The following is a 14631-nucleotide window of genomic DNA, read 5'->3' as shown; positions in this document are numbered from 1 at the left end:
GACGCCTCGGCCTTTTCCCTTCCATGGTACGGGGCGGGCGGCAGTGGCCTTGTTCGACCCTGTGGGGACGGCCTGTGGGGACGGCCGCCGAGGCGGCTACGCGGACGGGCTCGCGGAGCGCTGGCCGCCCCGGGCGCCCTTCTTCAGGAAACCCATGTCCTCGTAGACCGGGGTGCCGAAGCCGAAGGCGCCGGCGTTGGCGAGGTCCTTGCGGGCGGCGGTGAGCTGGGGGCGCTGGTAGAGGGGGAGCGAGCCGGCCGTCGCCCAGATCCGGGAGTCGGCCTTGCGGATCAGGGAGCGGGCCTCCTTCTCGTCCAGGGTGCCGATCGCCTGATCGAACAGCTGATCGACCTGGTCGGTGCCGACCCGGGTGTAGTTCTGCTCCACGTTGAGCGAGCCGTCGGCGCCCGGGACCGGCTTGGCGTAGATGGGGCGGGCGTCGGTGGCCGGGAACGCGGTGCCGGGCCAGGAGTACAGGGCGAGGTCGTAGTTCCCGTTCGCGATGTGGTCGCGGAAGTAGCTCTCGTCGGAGACCTTGGTGATGTCGGTGCGGACCCCGATCCGGTCCAGCATGGCGCTGATCCGGTCGGCGACCGTGCGCAGGGTGCCGGAGCCGGGGCCGGAGGGGAGCACGAAGCGCAGGGTGAGCGGCTTGCCGTTCCTGGCCAGCGGGGCCGCCGCCGCGCCGGCCGGGGCGGCGGTGCCCTTGGGGGCGTAGGCGCCGGGCGCGCTGCCGTTGGCCTTGTTCTTCTCCCCGTCGTTCTTCTCCCCGTCGTTCTTCTCGCCGTCGGCCTGCCCCTTGCCGCCCCCGCCGTCCTCGCCCTTGCCGTCCTCCCCCACGATGTACGTGCCGTCGTCGCCGCCCGGGGAGTCGCTCTCGGTACTCCCGTCGCCGTCCGGGCCGCTCTCCTCGGCGCCGGCCGCCTCCTCCCCGTCCTGCTCCTCGCGCTTCTCCACCGGCCCGCCCGGCACCCACCCGGCGTCCGCGAGCAGCGCCCGCGCCTCCTTGACGTCCGGGTCGCCGAGCGCGCCGCTGCCGTCGGCGTAGGCGTCCTGCCCGGCCAGCGCGAGGTGGCTGCCGAGCGGCTCGGCGGGCAGGCCCAGCGGCTTCAGGACCGCCTTGGCCAGTTGCTCGCGGTCGACGGCGCGGGCCACCGCCCGGCGCACCCGTTCGTCGGCGAGCGGGCCGTCGGCGCCGTTGAGGGCGAGCTGCGTGTAGGCGGGCTCCAGCGACTTGCGGACCTCGAAGCCGCGCAGGGCGGCCCGCCGCCGCTCGGCCTTGGCCAGTGCCTTGCGCCGCTTCTCGCGGGCCAGCGTCTCCTCGTACGCGGCGTCCTCGTCGGAGCCGTTGGCGACCGCCCAGGAGCGCAGCGCGTCGGCGGCGGACCGCCCCTGGCCGCTCTCCGGGCCGGCCAGCGGTGCCGTGCCCGGTGCGGCGGTGCCGTCGAGCGGGTTGCCGGTGCCGGGCGGGGCGCCGGCCCGGCCGACCTCACGGGCGGTCTCCGGGTCGATCTCGGCGAGGTCGAGGGTGCCGGCGGTCAGCGCCTTGACCCGCTTGCCGCGCGGCACCGAGCGCAGCACGATCCCGGACAGCTTGGCCGGCTCGCCCCACCAGCGCGGATTGCGGTCGAGCACCACCTCGTCGTTCTCGCGGTCCACCTTCTGGAGGGCGAACGGACCGGCGGTGACCTTCAGCCTGCGCCGCGCCCCGTCGTTGAAGGCGTCCGGGCTGCCCATCACGTCCCGCGGGTACAGCGGCGTGAACAGCGACCGCCAGTCCGCGTAGGGGCGTTTGAAGGTGACCTTGACCTCCAGGTCGTTCTTGCCCCGCTGGATCTTCTCGATGCGGTCGTAGCCGGCGTTGCGGGCGGTCCAGTAGGCGGTGTCCTTGCCGGACAGGGCGCGCCACTGGGCGGCGAAGTCGGCGGCGCCGATCTCCCGGCCGTCGCTCCAGACCGCCTGCTGGTTGAGCTTGTAGAGGACGACCTGCTTGGGCTCGGTGCCGACCACCTCGGCGGATTCCAGGTAGTCGGGGTTGCGCACCGGGCGGCCGGTGGCGTCGAGCCGGAACATCGAGGGCAGCACGGCCTGGGCGACCCGGGTGGTGGTGGCGTCGGCGTCGGACTGGAAGACGTTCAGCGTGTCCGGTACGGAGTCGGCGGCCCAGCGCAGGGTGCCGCCGTCGGCGATCCGGGCCCGGGCCGCGGTGGCGGTGTCCGGGGCGGCGAGCGGCTCGCCGGCGGGCTCGTCGGAGCTGCACCCGGTGAGCACGGGGACCGCGAGCGCGCCCGCGGTGAGGAAGGCGACCGAGCGCGCGAGGGCGCGTGGTCCGACGCCGACGTGGGACATCTCTCTACCTCCGGAAAGCCGCGGGCGTTACGTTCCCTTATGGCGGTATATGGAGTTGATCATTTGTATTCAGACGTCTGCGGCCACTGAAGAGGAATCGGTTCGGCAACGCAGTGCGACACGTCGGCCACGGCCCGCAAGCTCACCCGTGCGGGGGAACGCGCGCGCCGGGGCACGCCCGCGCGCCCCGGCCAATCCCCGCACATCCCTTCACAGCGACAGGTGTGACGCGCGACACTCTCAGGCGCACCGACGGAAGTGAGGTCACGTCATGTCCGTGCACGACGAACTGACCACGATCCAGCGCTGCCTCGACGATCTGTCGCGCGCCCTGAGCCGGCTGGAGCAGCAGACCGGCCGCGAGGGTCTGGAGGTCCGGCGGGTCCGTACCGACGCCGGCCATCTGCGGGAGAGCGTCGCCCTGCTGCGCGCCGCCGCCACCGCGCCGGACGCGCCGAAACGCCCGGACCTGGTCACCATCTCCGACGCCCCGTACGACCTCTCCCTGTGGACGGACTCGGACGACGAGGGCCTCGGCGCCCGCGACCGACGCGCTCCCTGAACCCGCACCCGACCCGGAGTCACTAGTGGCCACTGGTACGGAACCCCCGCCCACCGACGCCCATCCCCCGGGCGGCGGCGTCCACACCCCGACGCGCGCCGCCATCAGCGCCCCGCACCTGCGCACCGACCGCTGGTGGCTGGCCCCCGCCGGCACCGCCGCCGGACTGCTCGCGTTCATCGTGTACTCGACCTGGCGGGCGTTCGCCGACGCCGACTACTACGCGGCCCCCTACGTCTCGCCGTTCTACTCCCCCTGCCTCGCCGAGCGCTGCGCGCCGATGCGCTCCGGCCCCAACTGGGACCTGCTGGGCGGCTGGTGGGGCATCTCGCCGGCGATCATCATCCTGATCTTCCCGCTCGGCTTCCGCCTGACCTGCTACTACTACCGCAAGGCGTACTACCGCGGCTTCTGGGCCTCGCCGCCGGCCTGCGCGGTGGCCGAGCCGCACCGGAAGTACACCGGCGAGTCCCGCCTCCCGCTGGTCCTCCAGAACCTCCACCGCTATTTCTTCTACGCGGCGGTGCTGGTCGCCCTGGTGCTGACGTACGACACCGTGCTCGCCTTCCGCGACGAGCACTACGCGTGGGGCCACCTGGGCCTGGGCACCCTGGTCTTCCTGCTCAACATCGTGCTGATCTGGGCGTACACGCTGTCCTGCCACTCCTGCCGGCACATCGTCGGCGGCAAGCTCAAACACTTCTCCAAGCACCCCGTGCGCTACCGGATGTGGCAGTGGGTGGGAAAGCTCAACGCCCGGCACATGCAGCTCGCCTGGGCCTCCCTGGTGAGCGTGGCGCTCGCCGACTTCTACGTGTACCTGGTCGCGTCCGGTGCCTTCAGTGATCCGACCATCTTCTGACGAAAACAAAGGTGCTTCTGATGTCCGTGGTGGACCGGCAGGAGTGGGACGTCGTCGTGGTCGGCGCGGGCGGCGCCGGGCTGCGGGCCGCGATCGAGGCGCGCGAGCGGGGCGCCCGTACGGCGGTGATCTGCAAGTCGCTGTTCGGCAAGGCGCACACGGTGATGGCCGAGGGCGGCATCGCGGCGGCGATGGGCAACGCCAACGAGCGCGACGACTGGCAGACGCACTTCCGGGACACCCTGCGCGGCGGCAAGTTCCTCAACCAGTGGCGGATGGCCGAACTGCACGCCAGGGAGGCCCCGGACCGGGTCTGGGAACTGGAGACCTGGGGCGCCCTGTTCGACCGCACCAAGGACGGCCGGATCTCGCAGCGCAACTTCGGCGGCCACGAGTACCCGCGCCTCGCCCACGTCGGCGACCGCACCGGCCTGGAGCTGATCCGCACCCTCCAGCAGAAGATCGTCGCCCTCCAGCAGGAGGACCACCGGGAGACCGGCGACTACGAGTCCCGGCTGAAGGTCTTCCAGGAGTGCACGGTCACGCGGATCCTGAAGGACGGTGGCCAGGTCTCCGGTGTCTTCGCCTACGAGCGCGAGACCGGCCGTTTCCTCGTGCTCGAAGCCCCCGCCGTGGTCATCGCCACCGGTGGCATCGGCAAGTCGTTCAAGGTGACGTCGAACTCGTGGGAGTACACCGGGGACGGCCACGCCCTCGCCCTGCTCGCGGGCGCACCCCTGCTGAACATGGAGTTCGTGCAGTTCCACCCGACCGGCATGGTCTGGCCGCCGTCGGTCAAGGGCATCCTCGTCACCGAGTCGGTGCGCGGCGACGGCGGGGTGCTCCGGAACTCCGCCGGCCAGCGGTTCATGTTCGACTACGTCCCGGACGTCTTCAAGGAGAAGTACGCCGAGTCCGAGGCCGAGGCCGACCGCTGGTACGACGACCCGGAACGCAACCGGCGGCCCCCCGAACTGCTGCCGCGCGACGAGGTGGCCCGCGCCATCAACGCCGAGGTGAAGGCGGGCCGCGGCTCCCCGCACGGCGGGGTCTTCCTGGACGTGTCGACCCGGATGCCCGCCGAGGTCGTCAAGCGACGGCTGCCTTCGATGTACCACCAGTTCAAGGAGCTGGCCGACGTCGACATCACCGCCGAGGCGATGGAGGTCGGGCCCACCTGCCACTACGTGATGGGCGGCATCGCCGTCGACTCCGACACCGCCGCCGCGCGCGGCGTACCGGGGCTGTACGCGGCCGGTGAGGTGGCCGGCGGGATGCACGGCTCCAACCGGCTCGGCGGCAACTCGCTCTCCGACCTGCTGGTGTTCGGCCGCCGGGCGGGGTGGCACGCGGCGGAGTACGCCGCGGGCCGGGAGCGGCCCCGGGTGGCCGAGGCGGACATCGGCGCGGCCGCCGCCGAGGCGCTGCGGCCGTTCTCGGCGGAGAGCCCCGACGCCGCCGCGCCGGAGAACCCGTACACCCTGCACCAGGAGCTCCAGCAGACGATGAACGACCTGGTCGGCATCATCCGCCGGGAGGCGGAGATGGAGCAGGCCCTGGAGAAACTGGCCGAGCTGCGGGTGCGGGCCCGCCGGGCCGGCGTCGAGGGGCACCGGCAGTTCAACCCGGGCTGGCACCTCGCCCTGGACCTGCGCAACATGCTGCTGGTCAGCGAGTGCGTGGCGCGGGCCGCGCTGGAGCGCACCGAGTCGCGCGGCGGCCACACCCGCGAGGACCATGCCGCGATGGACCGCCGCTGGCGCAACGTGAACCTGCTGTGCCGGCTGACCGACCCGACCGACGGCCTGGCGGCCACCGACCCGGTGCGCGGCCAGATCGCCCTGGACCGGGAGACCACCGAACCCGTCCGCCCCGACCTGCTCGCCCTGTTCGAGAAGGAAGAGCTGGCCAAGTACCTCGCCGATGAGGAGCTGTACCGATGAGCGGCAACGACGGCTACGCAGCCCGGTTCCGGGTGTGGCGGGGCGACACCGGGGGCGGCGCCCTGGCCGACTTCACCGTCGAGGTGAACGAGGGCGAGGTGGTCCTCGACATCATCCACCGCCTCCAGGCCACCCAGGCCCCCGACCTCGCCGTGCGCTGGAACTGCAAGGCCGGCAAGTGCGGTTCCTGCTCCGCCGAGATCAACGGGCGGCCCCGGCTGCTGTGCATGACCCGGATGTCGGTCTTCACCCAGGACGAGACGATCACCGTCACGCCGCTGCGCGCCTTCCCGGTGGTCCGGGACCTGGTGACGGACGTCGGCTTCAACTACGCCAAGGCCCGTGAGGTCCCGGCGTTCGTGCCGCCGCCGGGGGTCGGTCCCGGCGAGTACCGGATGACGCAGGAGGACGTGGACCGGCCGCAGGAGTTCCGCAAGTGCATCGAGTGCTTCCTGTGCCAGGACACCTGCCACGTGGTCCGCGACCACGAGGAGAACAAGCCGGCCTTCGCGGGTCCCCGGTTCCTGATGCGGGTCGCGGAACTCGACATGCACCCGCTGGACGCGGCCGAGGCGAGCGGCCTGGACCGCAAGCAGACCGCCCAGGACGAGCACGGCCTCGGCTACTGCAACATCACCAAGTGCTGCACGGAGGTCTGCCCCGAGGGCATCAAGATCACGGACAACGCGCTGATCCCGTTGAAGGAGCGGGCCGTGGACCGCAAGTACGACCCGCTGGTCTGGCTCGGCGCGCGGATCAGGCGGCGCCGGGAGAGCTGACCCAGTCCGCCCGGTAGGCCCGCCAGTCCGCCTCGGTCGCGGCGAAGTCGACGTACAGGGCGACGCCGAAGTTCTTCCGGTCCGGGTCGGTGCGGGACAGGCCGAGGCGGACGCCGCGCACGGCGGCGGGCACGGTCTCGGCGTGGCCCCAGTGGGAGGGGTCGCTCTCGTAGTAGAAGGGCAGGCCCATCAGCAGGTCGGTACCGGGCGGGGTGACCTCCAGGGCCAGCGCGGTCTGCTGGGCGACGTAACCGCCGTAGGTGCTCCGCAACGGCTGGGCGGTGTCGTACGACATGACGGCGATCTGGCCGACCCGGCGGGCGACCTGGCCGAAGTACCGCTGCGACCACCACTTGGGGTGGCCGGTGAGGGCGCCGGCGACGGTGTGCAGGGCCGGCAGCGGGTCGATCTGGTGGGCGGCGACGGACAGTACGGCGCCGTGCTCGTCGGTCACCTCGCGGACCTGGTCGAGGAGGGCGAGGTAGTCGGTGTCGCCGGAGTGCGCGGGTTCCAGGTCGAGGTGGACGCCGTCGAAGCCCTCGGCGAGGATCTGCCGGGCGGAGCGGACGACGGCGGCCCGGGTCCCGGCGTCGTCGAGCCGCATGCCGTCCGGGGTCTCGGTGGCCAGGACGTCGCCCAGCCAGGCGTGTACCCGGATGCCGGGCAACTCGTCGTGCACGGCCTGGACCAGCCAGCGGGCCTTCGGGTACAGCGTGCCCGGCAGGGTGCCGTCGTGCTCCAGCGGGCCGGTGTGGACGTAGAGGTCGCGGAGGCCGGTGCCGGCCAGTCGCCGGCCGAGGGCGGCGAGGTCGGCGTCCGTCTTGCGGCCGTCGACCCAGGCGTGCCCGAGCCAGATCGCGTCCTTGTGCCGGGTGTACGTGCCGTCCGCCGGGTCGCCGGCGTAGTTGAGGCGCAGGGCGGCCTGCGCGGCGAGGACGGGGACGAGGAGGACCAGGACGAGCACCAGGGCGGTACGGCGCAGCCGGCGGGGCCAGGGCCGCCGGGGGGCGTGGGGGGCCTGGGGGGCGCGGGGGGCTTCCGGGTCGCCTGTCGCGGTGGCGGCCGGGTCGCCTGTCGCGGTGGCGGCCGGGTCGTCTCCCCCGGTGCCGGCCGGGTCCGCCGGTCCGGCCGGCGATTCAGCCGCCGGTCGGGTGGCCGCGGTGCGCGTCGGTCTCGGCTCGCGTATGCCGCCGTCGCCGTCACCGTCGTCGCCGTCGGCACCGGGCGCCGGGGTGTCCGGCTCCTCCGTCGGGTCTGCCATGCCCTGCCCCCTCGTCCCGCCCCGGTGGCAGGTGTCACGGGCGAGGACGATCGGGACGAGGGTGCCGGTTGCGATCTTCGGGGGCCCGCTCAGAACAGGCTGAGCAGTGCCTCCGCCGGGTCGGGCAGGCCGGTGTCGCCGCCCGGCAGGGGGAGTTCGAACCACACCGTCTTGCCGCGCGGCGTACGCCGTGACCCCCACGCGGCGCTGAGCAGGCCGACCAGTTGCAGGCCCCGGCCGCCCTCGTCGGTGTCGCGGGCGCGGCGGCGGCGCGGCTGGACCAGGCCGGAGTCCCAGACCTCGCAGACCAGCGAACGGTCGAGCAGCAGGCGCAGCCTGATCTCGCCCTCGCCGTACCTGAGGGCGTTGGTGACCAGTTCGCTGACCAGGAGTTCGGTGGTGTCGACGAGGGGTTCCAGGTCCCAGCCGGTGAGCTGGGTGCGGGCGTACTCCCGGGCCCGGCCCACGCTGCGCGGCTCGCGCGGCAGCGTCCAGTCGCCGACCGACTCGGCGGGCAGCCCCTGCACCCGGGCCATGAGCAGCGCGATGTCGTCCTCGCCGTGGTGCGAGTCGAGGGTGTTGAGGACGTGGTCGCAGACGTCCTCCAGGTTGCTGTGGGTGGCGGCGCGCGGCGCGGCGGCCGACGGGCGGGCCGGGTCGGTCAGCGCGCCCACGAACGCCTGGAGCCCCTCGTCCAGCGGATGGTCGCGGCTCTCGACCAGACCGTCGGTGTAGAGCGCGAGGAGGGCGCCCTCGGGGAGTTCGACCTCCACCTCCTCGAAGGGCTCGCCGCCGACGCCGAGCGGCAGCCCGGGCGGCACGTCCAGCATCAGGGCGGGCTCGCCCGGTTCGACCAGGACGGGCGGCAGGTGCCCGGCGTTGGCGAAGGTGCAGCGCCGGGTCACCGAGTCGTAGACGGCGTAGACGCAGGTCGCTAGGTACACCTCGGAGAGGTCGGCCTCGCGGGGGCGGCGGGCGGCCCGGGTGGCCTGCTGGACGCCGCCGGCGAACGCCTGCGAGGGGCCGCCGGGGGCGCCGAGGCCGCGGGCGATCTCGTCCAACTGGGCGAGCACTTCGGCCGGTTCCAGGTCGAGCTGGGCCAGCGTCCTTACTGCGGTGCGCAGTTCGCCCATCGCCACGGCGGCCCGCAGGCCGCGGCCCATCACGTCGCCGACGACCAGCGCGGTGCGGTGGCCGGGCAGTTCGATGACGTCGAACCAGTCGCCGCCGACCTCGCTGGGCCGGCCGGTGGCCGCGTTGCCGGGCAGGTAGCGGCAGGCGATGTCGAGGCCGGACGCCTCCGGGTCACCGGGCGGCAGCAGGGACCGTTGCAGTATCAGCGCCCGTTCGTGCTCGCGCCGGTAGAGCCGGGCGTTGTCGATGCAGACGGCGGCGCGGGCGGCCAGCTCCACGGCGAGACCCCGGTCGCGGTCGCCGAACGGCTCGCTGCCCTTGGTGCGGGCGAACTGCGCGAGGCCCACCACCGTGTCGTGGGCGACCATCGGCACGGCCAGCGTGGACTGCACCAGACCGCCCTCCTCGGCCGGGACGGTGCGCGGCCGGCCGGTGCGCAGGGCGTCCGCGTGCGGCGAGGTGAAGGGGTAGTGGTGCACGGCGCCGACCTGGACCTTCTGTCCGGTGCCGAGGAAGGGCACGTCGGCGACGGCGCTGGAGTAGGCGACGCGGCGCAGTTCGGCGCTGCCGTCGGCGAGGCCGGGCGGGGTCTCGTCGCCGGTCAGCAGGCCCTGGTAGAGGTCGACGGTGGCCAGGTCGCAGAAGCCGGGCACGACCACGTCGAGGAGTTCGCGGGCGGTGGTCTCCAGGTCGAGGGAGGTACCTATGCGGGCGCCCGCGTCGTTGAGCAGGGCGAGATTGCGCCGGGCGGCGGCGGCCTCGCGGGCGGCGGCGCGGCGGGCGGTGATGTCCGTGCCGAGCCAGGCGACGCCGATGGGGCGGCCCGAACCGCTGTGCACCCGGTACATGTTGACGGACCAGTGGCGGCGCTCGTCGGAGTCCGGCACATAGCCCGTGACATGCATGTCGGTGATGGAGTCGCCGGTCTCCAGCACCCGGCGCAGGGTCGCGGCGACCCGGTCGCCCTCGCCGCGCGGCAGATAGTCGTGGACGCCCCGGCCGCGATGGTCGTCGGGGGCGCCGCCGAAGACGGAGGCGAACCGCTGGTTGACGCGGCGCACCTTCAGATCGGGGTCTATCAGCAGGAATCCGAACGGAGATTGACCGAAAATGGACTGCGAGGCGGCAAGGTCGGTCTCGATGCTGCGCAGGGTGCGGACGTCCACGACGATACAGACGGCGGCCTTCTCCCCGTCCCGGGTCCGGGTCGGCATCACGTAGACCTCGGCGAGGCCGCGCTTGCCGCACTCCCCGCCCTCGCCGTGCGGGATGCGGAAGGGGACCACTCCGGTCCACTCCCGCCCGTCGAGTATCTCGGCCATCTTGCGCTGGCCGCGCTCGCGCAGGTCGGGGTCGATGAAGACGTCGATGGGATCGACGCCGAGGGCCCGGTCCCCGGGGATGCCGAACAGCTGCTCGGCGCGCAGACTCCACTGGTCCACCAGCCCGTCCGGCCCGATGGAGAAGGAGGCGACCTTGATGTAGTCGTAGATGGAGCCGGGCGGACTGCTCTGCCACATGGTGTCCGCGGGCAGGGCTCCGCCCCGCCCGGCGGGCCCTCGTCCCGTGGGCAGCGCGCCGTTCGGCGCGTCCTCGGACCCTGTGGCCCTCGCTGGTATCTCGCTCACGCGAACCGTCCCCTCCAGCTCACCGCGTCCGGCACCGGTCACCGGGGGCGGCTGTCCGCAGTATCCAGCACTACGGCGCCGCACAACACGGTGTTCACGATCACAGCACGGTCCCTGTGCTTTCCGGACCGGTCCGTGACAACACTTTCAGTCTTCTAACCAGCGGACACGCCATCGAACCACGTACTTCGGCAATGGTCCGGGTCACGGATGCATCGGTACGGAGCGTGACGGGCGCTCACCCGGCCGGGGCGAGTTCGAACCACACCGTCTTGCCGTCCGCGGCCGGCCGCGCGCCCCAGCGCCGGGCGGCGGCGGAGACCAGGTACAGACCCCGGCCGCTCTCGTCCTCGGGGCGGGCGGGCCGCTCCCGGGGCAGGTCGGGGAGCGAGTCGGAGACCTCCACCCGCAGCACCCCGTCCGGTCCGGCCGGCGGCACCAGGCGGACTCCGACGGGGCCGGTGGCGTGTCGCAGGGCGTTGGTGACCAGTTCGCTGACGAGCAGGACGGCGAGGTCGCCGAGGTCGTCCAGGCCCCAGTCGCGCAGCCGGCCGCGCACCACGGAGCGGGCGGCGCGCACGGCGCCCGGTTCCGCCGGGAACAGCCACTCGGCGCACTCGCCCTCGGTGTCGATCACACCGCTCACTCCCCGGCCACTGGAACCCGCCCCACACACATGTCCGCATTCATGGGGTTAATGGGGTCATACCCGATTAGCGAGGTCGGGTACCGTCCGACCCGGCGCACTGCGGCACAGGGGGCGTACGGCGAGGCGCACCCCGGCTCACGCCACCCCGGAGGCCCTGTCGGGGGCCCTGCCGGAGGTCCTGTCGGAGGTCCCGTCGGAGGTCCTGTCGGAGGTCCTGTCCGAGGTCCTGGAGAGGTGGGCGAGCGCCCGGCGGACGGCCGGCACGTCCTGGTCCAGCCAGGGCACGTCCCAGATCTCGGCCGGGGTCAGCCAGCGCAGTGCGTCGTGGTCCTGGAGCGGCTCGGGGGCGGCGGAGCCGGGCAGCAGGCGCGCGGTCCACACCTGGAGGACGTAGGGGGACTTCAGGGGCCACTGCCCCGGCACCCGGTCGCCGGTACGGGCGTCCACCCCGAGTTCCTCGCGCAGTTCCCGCACCAGCGCGGCCTCGGGCGTCTCGCCCTCCTCCACCTTGCCGCCGGGGAGCTCCCACCGGCCGGCCAGCTCGGCCGGCGCGCTGCGCCGCGCGGCGAGCAGCCGCCCGCCGTCGATCAGGGCGGCCCCGACCACGATCCGTTCCGTCATGCGCCGGAGCCTGCGGGAGGGGGCGGACCCGCCGGACACGTCGGTCAGTCGGCCGCGGTGCCGTTCGGCCCGAGCTGCTCGACCCAGTACATCTGCTTGCTGCCGCGGCCACCGAGGCGGTCCGCGATCTTCTGGGCCTCGGCCCGGGTCGCGTACCTGCCCACCCGGTAGCGATGGCCGTTGTCGTCCTGCCGGACGACGAGCCAGGGCAGAGTGACCGTGCCGTCATTCATTGCGCCCCTCCCCAGGAAACCGCAGTCCGCATATGCCCGACCTTACGCCCAACCTTCACGCACCGAATACGGCTTTTTACGAAGAGGTAGGCAACCGGCCAGCGCCCGGGGCGCACACCACCGAACGCGCCCCGCCGGTACGTCGGCGCACCGGGTCAAGGCGGCGACCGGACCCGTCCGGGCCACCTGCGAGAACGGCCGGATCACTGCGCCGGCGACGGGCGCGGCCGGCCGCGGGCACCCGTCGCGGGGCGCGTCGGAGGGGCGCGAGAGGTGCGGGAGGCGTGCGCCATCTCACACCGGATGCTTCCGGGCCGTGCATCCGGCCCGGCGGGCCTGCCGGTCAGGTCTGCCCGATAGGTCTGCCGGACAGGTCTGTCGGCCGGGCCTACTTCACCGGCAGGTGGTAGGCCACCCGGAACCGGTCCGCCGGGATCACCACCTCGGCCGTCTCGACCGCGAGGCCGGAGGCGAAGAAGGTGCGGTGCACGACCAGGACGACATGGCCGGGGACACCGCCCAGCGCGAGCAGCTCCTCCGCGAGGCCGGGGCGGGCGCCGACCTCCTCGGTCACGTTGTCCACGACGACGTCGATGGCGGCCATCCGCTCGACGACGCCCATCCCGCCGAGCGGGCCCTCCTCGGGCAGCATCACGGGCGTACGGCCGGTGACGGCGAACGGCTCCCAGGAGGTGGAGAGCATGACCGCCTCGCCGGCCTCGCGGAACACGTACTTCGTGCACATCACGCGCTCGCCGGGCTTGATGCCGAGCCGCTCGGCGACGGCGGCGCTGGCCTCCGCCTGCTCGCTGCTCGACTCCCAGGTGCCGCGCGCCTCGGCGTCGGCCTGCTCCTGCCGGAACGGCGTGGCCCCGCCCGCCGGCCGGTAACCGGAGCGGGCGATGCGCCGGGGCACCGGCAGCTCGCGCACATACGTCCCCGAACCCGACCGGCCCTCGACCAGGCCCTCGGCCATCAGCACCTTGCGGGCTTCCAGCGCGACGGTGTCCGAGACGCCGTACTCCTCGCGGATGCGGGCCTGGGAGGGCAGGCGGGTGTGGGGCGGCAGCAGGCCGTCGGCGATCTTCTTGCGCAGATCCCCCGCGACACGCAGATACGCCGGCTGCTCACCGAATGTCACTGGCCGCTCTCCCATCAGGTTGTACAGACAGCGACAGCGTGGCAACCGTAGGTTGTGCCAGGCAAGCAAAGGCCAGGGAATCACTCGATGTGATGACATGTGGCGGCGACGGGTTTCCCAGCGGCTTCACCGCAGGGCCCACCCTCGACGCCCCGGACCTCACGTCCCCTCACCCCCACCCCTCACGCCTCGAAGCCGGGGTCGTCCCCTCCCTCCCCCGCGTCCCCCCCCTGGTAGACGGGCGGCGTGGTGGCCAGCCCCAGAGCCTTGCGCGCGGCGACCGAACCGGCGGGAGCGATCAGGTCGTACCCGGTGTCGTAGTGCTCGTAGAACGTGTCCGCGTCGGACGCCTTCGCGGCGGCGGCCCACTCCTCGCGCGCCGCGTCCAGATCCTCGGCCAGCCCGGCGACCGGCCGCTCGACGTCGGCCGGCCAGCTGTGCCCGTGCAGCGACTCGACCTGCCCGGCGAGCGCGCCCGCCACCTCACCCGCCCACTCCCGATGCCCCGGCAGGTCGTCCTCGATATACGCGGTCGCGGGCTCGGCCGCCAGCACCTCGTCGAGGGGCGCGGCCGCCTTCAGGAACGCGAACTGGTGGTCGTCGAGCGTCGTCCGGTCGTTGCGCAGCGACCCGGTCAGCACGTCCCCCCGCGCGGCGCCGCCGAACAGACAGGTGACCTCGCGGTCCCCCGCGCGCCAGCTCTGCCGGGTCGGCGTGAGGTAGTAGACGTCGACGTTCGCGGGCACCGCCCAGGCGTCCATGGCGTAACCGGCGCGCAGCGCGTAGCACTTGTCGTCGGCCGCGGCGGTGATCGAGTCGTCGCCGGGGAAGGACCCGTCGTCCAGATCGAAGACGGCGAACACCTCACCGTCGTGCGCACCCGCGCACGGCACTTCGTCGACGTCGTACGTCACGCCCTCCAGCGCCCCGTCCGGGGTGTCGAAACACTGGCCGGCGTCCAGGGCGTACGCGGTCCCCTCCCCGCTCGCCGCGCCCTTGAAGCCCTCCCAGACGACCGCCGCGCCGCCCGTGGCCAGCAGCAGCGCCCACAGCGCCAGCCCCACCGAGGACAGCACGGCCCCGGCCACCGCGAACCCCTTGCCCCGCTCCCCGCTCCGCCTGATCTGACTGAGCGCGATCAGTCCCAGCACCAGCCCGACGGCCGGCACAAAACAGAGCAGCCCGAGGACGAGGGCGGAAATCGCCACCCCGTTGACAGGCGCCGGACGAGGCGCCCCGTAGGACTGACCCCAGACCGGGCGGGGCGGCGGCGGTATGGACACGAAACCGTGCTCCTGACTCGGACAGCGACGCCAAGGCGCCTGCGGACATGCCGTACTGCTGCCGTACGACTGGGCGCATCGTAAGCACCGAACGGCACGGACGCGGAGTCGTTTCCCCTGGCTGAACGTGCGAACCGCGACGCCGCCCCGTACCCGACATCCCCATCGAGGACATCATGAGGAAGA

Annotated in this window: 12 protein-coding genes; 4 read left to right on the top strand and 8 right to left on the bottom strand. The window is 73.1% G+C overall.

Annotated elements, in window-relative coordinates:
* Window positions 1-96: 96 nt before the first annotated feature.
* Window positions 97-2349, bottom strand: a complete 2253-nt coding sequence (locus tag AB0G32_RS15765; protein WP_361162834.1) for an ABC transporter family substrate-binding protein — start codon at window positions 2347-2349, stop codon at window positions 97-99.
* 271 nt (window positions 2350-2620) lie between these two features.
* Between AB0G32_RS15765 and AB0G32_RS15760 the strand changes: the two genes are divergently transcribed.
* Genes AB0G32_RS15760 through AB0G32_RS15745 form a run of 4 tightly spaced genes read left to right on the top strand, consistent with a single transcriptional unit; the run spans window position 2621 to window position 6495 of the window.
* A complete protein-coding gene (locus tag AB0G32_RS15760) occupies window positions 2621-2911 on the top strand; it encodes a hypothetical protein (protein WP_361162832.1) in 291 nt (96 codons plus the stop codon).
* A gap of 25 nt (window positions 2912-2936) precedes the next feature.
* Complete coding sequence (locus AB0G32_RS15755) at window positions 2937-3773, top strand: hypothetical protein (RefSeq protein ID WP_361162830.1); 837 nt, start codon at window positions 2937-2939, stop codon at window positions 3771-3773.
* A gap of 20 nt (window positions 3774-3793) precedes the next feature.
* The gene (locus AB0G32_RS15750; RefSeq protein ID WP_361162828.1) at window positions 3794-5716 is read left to right on the top strand and encodes a fumarate reductase/succinate dehydrogenase flavoprotein subunit; all 1923 of its coding nucleotides are present in this window, start codon (window positions 3794-3796) and stop codon (window positions 5714-5716) included.
* Window positions 5713-6495, top strand: a complete 783-nt coding sequence (locus AB0G32_RS15745; RefSeq protein ID WP_361162826.1) for a succinate dehydrogenase/fumarate reductase iron-sulfur subunit — start codon at window positions 5713-5715, stop codon at window positions 6493-6495. Before AB0G32_RS15750 ends, AB0G32_RS15745 begins: the two co-directional genes overlap by 4 nt.
* On the opposite strand, the gene AB0G32_RS15740 is transcribed toward AB0G32_RS15745, so the two are convergent.
* The 7 genes from AB0G32_RS15740 to AB0G32_RS15710 all read right to left on the bottom strand — a co-directional run bounded on the left by AB0G32_RS15740 (window position 6473) and on the right by AB0G32_RS15710 (window position 14370).
* The gene (locus tag AB0G32_RS15740; RefSeq protein WP_361162823.1) at window positions 6473-7756 is read right to left on the bottom strand and encodes a hypothetical protein; all 1284 of its coding nucleotides are present in this window, start codon (window positions 7754-7756) and stop codon (window positions 6473-6475) included. The two genes, AB0G32_RS15745 and AB0G32_RS15740, sit on opposite strands and share 23 nt — an antisense overlap.
* Before the next feature lie 89 nt (window positions 7757-7845).
* Window positions 7846-10518 (bottom strand): SpoIIE family protein phosphatase, encoded by a 2673-nt coding sequence (locus AB0G32_RS15735; RefSeq protein ID WP_361162821.1) that lies wholly within the window; start codon window positions 10516-10518, stop codon window positions 7846-7848.
* A 238-nt stretch (window positions 10519-10756) separates the two neighbouring features.
* Entirely contained in the window at window positions 10757-11164 is a 408-nt protein-coding gene (locus tag AB0G32_RS15730) for an ATP-binding protein (protein WP_361162819.1), read from the bottom strand.
* Window positions 11165-11302: 138 nt separating this feature from the next.
* Window positions 11303-11788: a (deoxy)nucleoside triphosphate pyrophosphohydrolase gene (locus AB0G32_RS15725; RefSeq protein WP_361162817.1), complete on the bottom strand. Its 486-nt coding sequence runs from the start codon at window positions 11786-11788 to the stop codon at window positions 11303-11305.
* 44 nt (window positions 11789-11832) lie between these two features.
* A complete protein-coding gene (locus AB0G32_RS15720; protein ID WP_361162815.1) occupies window positions 11833-12021 on the bottom strand; it encodes an SPOR domain-containing protein in 189 nt (62 codons plus the stop codon).
* A gap of 388 nt (window positions 12022-12409) precedes the next feature.
* On the bottom strand, window positions 12410-13162 hold the full coding sequence (locus AB0G32_RS15715) for a GntR family transcriptional regulator (protein WP_361162813.1): 753 nt from the start codon (window positions 13160-13162) through the stop codon (window positions 12410-12412).
* Window positions 13163-13344: 182 nt separating this feature from the next.
* Entirely contained in the window at window positions 13345-14370 is a 1026-nt protein-coding gene (locus AB0G32_RS15710) for a DUF4190 domain-containing protein (RefSeq protein WP_361162811.1), read from the bottom strand.
* Window positions 14371-14631: the final 261 nt, after the last annotated feature.

Origin of the sequence: Streptomyces sp. NPDC023723 (assembly GCF_040639815.1) — a bacterium.
GTDB lineage: Bacteria > Actinomycetota > Actinomycetes > Streptomycetales > Streptomycetaceae > Streptomyces.
This window is presented reverse-complemented; position numbering and strand designations above follow the sequence as displayed.